The sequence below is a fragment of the Butyricimonas sp. RTP31003st1_G1_RTP31003_210430 genome, from assembly GCF_040920905.1.
GTDB classification, from domain to species: domain Bacteria; phylum Bacteroidota; class Bacteroidia; order Bacteroidales; family Marinifilaceae; genus Butyricimonas; species Butyricimonas paravirosa.
This window is the reverse complement of sequence record NZ_JBCOSQ010000045.1, coordinates 36,361-43,292: the sequence shown is the minus strand read 5'-3', so window position 1 is coordinate 43,292 and position 6,932 is coordinate 36,361. Positions and strand designations below refer to the sequence as shown.

Below are 6,932 nucleotides of genomic sequence, written 5' to 3'. Positions count from 1 at the left end.
ATTAAAAATACGATAAAAATTCATGTAAAATGTCATATATTTTATAGAATAGGGGATTAAATGTTTGAGATGATGTATATTTTTGTTTCGTAAGAAGTAAAACCATTGAATTAATGATTTTTTTTATAACGTACTTTCGACCATGGTGTAAGTTTGTATTTTGCCAAGATAGGTTCCGTCGTGATTGTGTATTTTCCTTGAATGTTTTGGGCCGAAAGATAAAATTAATACCTTTGGCTACAAATTGTGTGGTTCATGAAACAGACTGATGAGATATTGGCGTATTTGAAACAAGGGGATAAACGAGGATTGGAGATCCTTTTCCAACAATTTTACAGGCCATTGGTGATGTATGCGGCTCGGCTGATAGGTATTAGGACCGAGGCGGAGGATATCGTCGAGGAGGTGTTTATCAAGTTCTGGGAGAAAAGTAGTTTTGAGATGGTGGATCATAATTTGCGTTCTTACCTGTACCAGTCGGTGCATAATCATTGCTTGAATCTTTTAGAAAAAAATGCTCCTGTGAAACTGGAATCGACTGATTTCTTGTCGGATATTCCGGATTCTGAGATGTTGGACGAGGCGGAGTGGAACGCTCGTATGGATGAAATCTATCGCGAGATCGATTGTTTGCCTGTCCGTACCCGGGAAATATTCGTGGCGGTCGTTTTGAACGGGAAACATTACCAGGAGGTTGCCAATGAATTGAATATTTCCTTGAACACGGTGAAAAAGACTCTTTCCAGGGCCTTGGCTACGCTACGGTCTAACTTGAGCGAGAAGGCTCATGCTTGTTTTATACTTTTTTTGTCCTCGTTGTCGTGATTTTTTGAAAATAAAAATAAAATCTTGTCACCCGATTTCATTTTTTTCCTGTCTCGGTTATAAAGATGCAGATGTTATGATTGAATTACCGGAAGACATTATTGAAATGATATTGAGATCCAGCACGGGTGATTTGTCCGGGGAGGAACGATGTCGCTTGGAGGCTTGTATCGAGGATCACCCGGAATGGGGGGCGGAAGTGGAAAGGTTGAAAAGGTATGCCGGGAGGGGAATGGAGATGGACAGGTTCCGACAACTGGACAGGATAGACGCGTGGAAGCGGGTGGACCGCAAAACCGGGAAACACCCCGGTTGGTACAGGCGGAGGATGTTCGCCCGTTGGAGTGTCGCGGCGGCCGTTCTGGTGGCTTGCGCGATGGGTGGCTTGTGGATCGGGCAACCGGGGGAACGGGAGGAGACGTCCGGGGTGAGCGTGGCGGAGGTGAGGCCGGGGACGTTCCGGGCCGAGTTGGAGTTGCCGGGAGGTGACCGGGTGTTTTTGCAGGACGCGCGGGGGCGGGAGATCGTGACGAAGCGCGGGAACGTGCTTGCTAATGACACGACGCATACCCTGTTCGTGCAGGAGCGGGACTCGGCGGTGGTGGAGTACGGGACAATCCGGGTGCCTGCCGGGGGGGAGTACCGGGTGGTGTTGAGCGATGGAACCGGCGTGTGGATTAACGCGGGGAGCGAGTTGAAGTTCCCGACGAGTTTCACGGGGAAAGATCGCGTGGTGGAGTTGCGGGGAGAGGCTTATTTTGACGTGACGAGGGACGCGGAGCATCCCTTTATCGTGCGTACCGGGCAATCGGCGGTCCGGGTGCTGGGAACGGCTTTCAACGTGTGTAGTTATGATGATGATGCTTTCGAGCAGACCACGCTGGTGCGGGGGAAGGTGGAGGTGTTGTACGGGGACCGGGTGTACCCGCTACATCCGGGGGAGCAGTTCGAGATGCAGAAGAAAGACGCGCGGGTGGAGGTGAAGAAGGTTGACACGGGGTTGTACGTTTCTTGGCAGGAGGGTGTTTTCCGGTTCCGGGATATGCCGCTGGACGAGTTCACGGTGAAGTTGCAGCGCTGGTATGACGTGAATTTTTTCTTCGCTAACGAGAGTTGCAAGAAATATCGCTTCACGGGTGCGATCCGGAAGGACGCGGATTTTAGAGATTTTATCCATTTGATCGAGAGTGTCACCCGGGTGAAATTTACTTTGAAAGAGAATACCGTGATTATCACGGAAAAATAAAACGAGCGGTACGCGAATACCTCTCGTTTCAATGATTGTTGTTTTATGCTCTTCCGGGCAGAAGGGCATAATAGTAATAACTTGAATCACAAAAATATGAAAAAAAAACGATTACTAAGGTATTGTCGTGAGGAAATACCATGTAAAAAAATGTTACACGTTATGCGGTTAGTATTTTTATTATCTATCGGGATCGTGTGTCAGGTGTCGGCTACCAGTTTGGCCCAATCCGTCAAGTTGAAGGAGCGAACACAGACGCTGGAATCTATCTTCAAGCAGGTGGAGACCCAGACGGGGAAATTTACGCTGTATAGTAATAACGAGTTGAACATGAACCGGGTGGTGAAACTTGATCGCGAGAGTTTCACGTTGGAGGAGTTGTACCGGATGATCCTGAAGGGGACAAACTTGGAGTTCGTGATCACGCCGGAGTACGTGGTGGTCCGGCCGGCACGGGCGGGGGCGAGGGATTCCGTGCGCGAGATGATAACGGTGACCGGGGTAGTGCAGGACGAGAAGGGGGAGCCCATGCCGGGCGTGACGGTCGTGCTGAAGGGAACCACGACCGGGGTGACGACGGACGTGGACGGGAAGTTCAAGATGACGATCCCGGAGGCGAAGGATAACGTGCTGGTGTTTAGTTTCGTGGGAATGAAGACTCGTGAGGTGGCGGTGAAGGACACGAAAGCGCTGACGGTGAAAATGGAGGAAGAGGTGAACGAGATGGACGAGGTGGTGGTGAACGGGTTGTTCACGCAGAACCGGAATAGTTACACGGGGTCGGTGACGACGATCAAGTCGGAGGATATTATGCGGGTGTCTTCGACGAACCTATTGCAGGCGCTTTCCGTGTTGACACCGGGGATGCGTATCATGGAGAATAACGAGCAGGGGTCGAACCCGAATCACGTGCCGGAGATTATTATCCGGGGTACGTCGTCGATTTCCGCTAGCGGGGAACTGGGGCTGAACCGCCCCCTGATCATGCTGGACGGGGTGGAGATTTCGCTGGAGCAGTTGTACGATTTGGATATGTTTGATATTGACCGGGTGGATATATTGAAAGATGCTTCCGCCACGGCGATTTACGGGGATAAGGCATCGAACGGGGTGATCGTGGTTACCCGGAAACGTGTGACGGATAGCAAGTTGAAGGTGCGTTATAATTTCGTGCCGAACGTGCAGTTCCCGGACGTATCGTCGTTTAATTATTGTAACGCAGAGCAGAAACTGGAACTGGAAAGGTTGTCCGGGTTGTATAGTTCGCCTATCGGGGAGAAAGATGCCGATTATTACGCTAAACTGGAACGGGTGAAAGCGGGCGTGAACACGGATTGGATTTCGAAGCCTTTACGTAACAGTTGGTCGTTTGATAATTCGTTGAGCATGACGGGGAGAGGTGGCGGTTTGGATTATAGCGCGACGATTCGCTACAGCGATACCCGCGGGGTGATGAAGGGGGATTTCCGGCAGAATTACGGGATCGCTTTCTATTTTTCTTATCGTTTCGAGGATCGGTTGACGTTGAGTTTTCGTTCGGACTGGACGAAGACGGACGGCAAGACTTCGCCTTACGGTAATTTCTCGGATTTCGTGGTGTTGAACCCGTACGACACGCCGAAGGACGAGGAGGGGGCGTGGAATAAACAGTTGTCGTGGGATAAACGGAATCCCTTGTATGACGCGACGACGAATAGTTTCGGGAAGGATATGAGCAAGAGTTTTTCCAATAGCTTGACTTTCCGGTGGGATATTCTGAAAGGGCTTTACGTGTCGGGAACGTTTAATTACACGTGGAATGATTCGCATCACGAGGAGTTTGACTCCCCGGAATCTACCACGTGGATCGGGGTGAGCGACCCGGAGCAGAAAGGAAGTTACGAGGTGAGTGGTTCCAACGGGGATAACTGGGATTTGCAATCGACGGTAAGTTATAACTTGGGCTTGAACGAGGAGGGGTCTTCGTTGTTGACGCTTAACGTGGGAGGTACGTTGAGCAAGAGAAAGTCCAATAGTTTTAGTTTTTCGGGAATCGGTTTCCTGAAACCCGATCTGAATGACATCGGGTTTGCCGCTCGTTACCCGGAAACCTCTCCCAGCGGGAGCGAGAGTATAAACACGACGGCGGGCGTGTTCGGGAATATTAACTTGGTGGTGAAGAATCGTTATTTCGCGGATGCGTCGTTCCGCTCGTCGGGAAATTCGAATTACGGGACGAAAGATATGTACTCTTCCTACTGGAGCGCGGGAATCGGGTGGAATATTCATAACGAGAATTTTCTGAAGGATAGCTGGGTGAACCTGTTGCGGCTGAAAGGAAGCGTGGGGTACGTGGGGAACGGGAATTTCTCGGATATAAAGCCTTACACGATTTACCAGTACAAGATTGAAAATTCGTATGCCGGTACGATTGGTGCCCAGCCTATTTCCATGGGTAACGATCTGTTGAAGGCTGAACGCCAGTTGCAGTTGAATCTGGGATTGAATGCTTCTTTCCTGAATGAACGGTTGGATGTCACGTTCGAGGTCTATAGCCAGAAGACGAAAGATATGTTGCTGGATATTTCGATGCCCCCGTCTTCGGGGATCACGACCACGAAGTCAAATTTGGGCGAGAAAGTGAACCGGGGGTACGAGTGGTCGGTTTCGGCTGTACCCGTGCGAACAAATGATATTTTCTGGCGCGTGAACTTGAATAGCAGTCACTCGAAGAATAAGGTCCAGAAGATCAGTAATGCGCTGAAACGACAAAGTGACGCGAACCGGGATTCGACGATGCTGGTGGCACCGAAGATACAGTTGGAGGAGGGGGAACCGGATGACGCTATTTATGCCGTTCGCTCGCTGGGTATCGATCCCGCCACGGGAGAGGAGATTTTCCTGAAAAAGGATGGTTCCCGCACGTTTCAGTATGACCCGCAGGATAAGGTGGCGCTAGGGAGTGCAACTCCTAAATTCGAGGGGAGTTTTTCCACGACGTTCAGTTACAAGCGGGTTTCTTTGAGCATAGCGTTGTCGTTCACGTTCGGGGGGTATATCTACAATAGCACGAGGGCGTCGAAGATTGAAAATATAGACGCTAAATCTAACGTGGACAAGAGGGCTTTCACGAAAAGATGGATGAAAGCGGGGGATCTCGTGGATTACGCGAAGATAGACCGCACGTACGGTTTCTCGCATTCGGAACGGTTCGTGGAGAAGAAGAACGAGGTGGATATTACTTCTATCGGCGTGATGTATGACGTGAACCCGGACTGGGTGAAACGAATCGGGTTGAAGAAACTGGTGCTGGGAGTACAGCTCTCGGATATAGGACGTATATCGACCGTGAAGTACGAGAGGGGAACGAGTTATCCTTACATGAGAGGTTTCAATTTCACGATTAGTCCTACTTTCTGATGATGTTTAATTTTAAATACAGGATGATGAGAAAATATATATTTATCGGGATGATGATGGTCATGGCATGGGGATGTGATGATTTCCTGACCGTGAAACCGAAGTCGGATATTAAGGATGTCGAGTTGTTCAGTACGGCCGAAGGTTGCGAGGATGCCATATACGGGGCTTACGCCAAGCTGGGAGCTGACGGGTTGTACGGGCGTGAGATGCGATATTACTTGCCGGAGGTGCTGGCGCAATCGTATTACAGTGATTTGGATGCCGGTAGCGAGGGGAGCGCGCTGAGTGAAATAAGGAATTACAAGCACAGTATGACGTATGCCCGCGAAGAGTATGGTGTCGCGTGGAGAAGCATGTACGAGGCTATAGGGTTCGTGAATAATATTATTTCCAACCTGGAGGCCAAGGGGAAGGGCAGTTTTAAGTATTATGATTGTTACCTGGGAGAGGCGTTGGGCATGAGGGCTTTCCTGCATTTTGATTTGGTTCGCTTGTTTGCCCCTCACTACACGTCGCAACCGGATGAACGCGGCATTCCTTACGTGAAACAATGGGTGGCCCAAGTGACCCCGTTTAGCACGGTGAAGGAGGTGTACCGGAATGTTCTGACTGACCTGAAGGAGTCGGAACGTTTACTGGTGGCTACCGGGAAGATTGAACGCGAGGAGAAGGACGAGTTTATGAAACAGCGTAACCTGCATTTTAACTTGGAGGCTGCCCGTGCCACGCTGGCCCGCGTGTACTGGATGATCGGGGAATTGGATAGTGCCCGGATTTACGCGGAAGAGGTGATTGCCACGAACAAGTACGAGATGGCGGCGATGACGGAGGTTCAGAATTTGTTGGCCTGTGTCGTTTCCGGGAAGGAGACGATCTGGGGGATAGAACAACGGGATCCCCTGTCGGCGTTGGAAGATGATTTTTACACTCTTCATTATTTGTTTCCCCGGAAGGACATCATGAATTATTATAGAACGGAGGGAGATTTTAATGATGCACGGCAGTACTGGTTCCGGGATAAAAAGATTAACCCGCTGGGACAGTTGTGTTTCCTGAAATTTTTTGACGAGTCTCATTATTATTCCCCGATAGAATCTCCTTACAATGGTACTCCCGGTTTTAGCCTGATCCGGATCCCGGAGATGTATTTGATCGCGGCGGAGGCGTTGGTGGAAAAGGACCCGGCGAAAGCAACCACTTATTTTGATCAGGTGGGAGTGGCCCGTGGAAGGGGGTCTTTGAAAGAAAGAGGGAAGAGCGTGACCTTGAGCGATATTAACGAGGAGCGTTTCCGCGAGTTCTTCGGGGAAGGGTATGAATGGTATAACATGAAACGGCAGAACAGGGATTTGTATATTCCCGGAACGAGCGAGACGGTGTCGGGTACGGATGCCCTGTACACGATTACTATTCCGGATGACGAGTTTGACTATCGGTATATGGATTAACAAAGAGTAAT

At 50.0% G+C, this 6,932-nt stretch carries 4 protein-coding genes; all 4 read left to right on the top strand.

Going from position 1 to position 6,932, the window contains the following annotated elements; all coding sequences use genetic code 11:
* Positions 1 to 255 precede the first annotated feature (255 nt).
* The 4 genes from AB5542_RS14125 (at position 256) to AB5542_RS14110 (ending at position 6,921) form a co-directional block, all read left to right on the top strand.
* On the top strand, positions 256 to 825 hold the full coding sequence (locus AB5542_RS14125) for an RNA polymerase sigma factor (protein WP_279038887.1): 570 nt from the start codon (positions 256 to 258) through the stop codon (positions 823 to 825).
* A gap of 76 nt (positions 826 to 901) precedes the next feature.
* Positions 902 to 2,071, top strand: a complete 1,170-nt coding sequence (locus AB5542_RS14120) for a FecR family protein (protein WP_279038890.1) — start codon at positions 902 to 904, stop codon at positions 2,069 to 2,071.
* Between the two features lie 162 nt (positions 2,072 to 2,233).
* Positions 2,234 to 5,470 carry a SusC/RagA family TonB-linked outer membrane protein gene (locus tag AB5542_RS14115; RefSeq protein WP_279038893.1) on the top strand — a complete coding sequence of 1,079 codons (3,237 nt, stop codon included), beginning with the start codon at positions 2,234 to 2,236 and terminating at the stop codon, positions 5,468 to 5,470.
* 26 nt (positions 5,471 to 5,496) lie between these two features.
* Positions 5,497 to 6,921: a RagB/SusD family nutrient uptake outer membrane protein gene (locus AB5542_RS14110; RefSeq protein ID WP_279038895.1), complete on the top strand. Its 1,425-nt coding sequence runs from the start codon at positions 5,497 to 5,499 to the stop codon at positions 6,919 to 6,921.
* Positions 6,922 to 6,932: the final 11 nt, after the last annotated feature.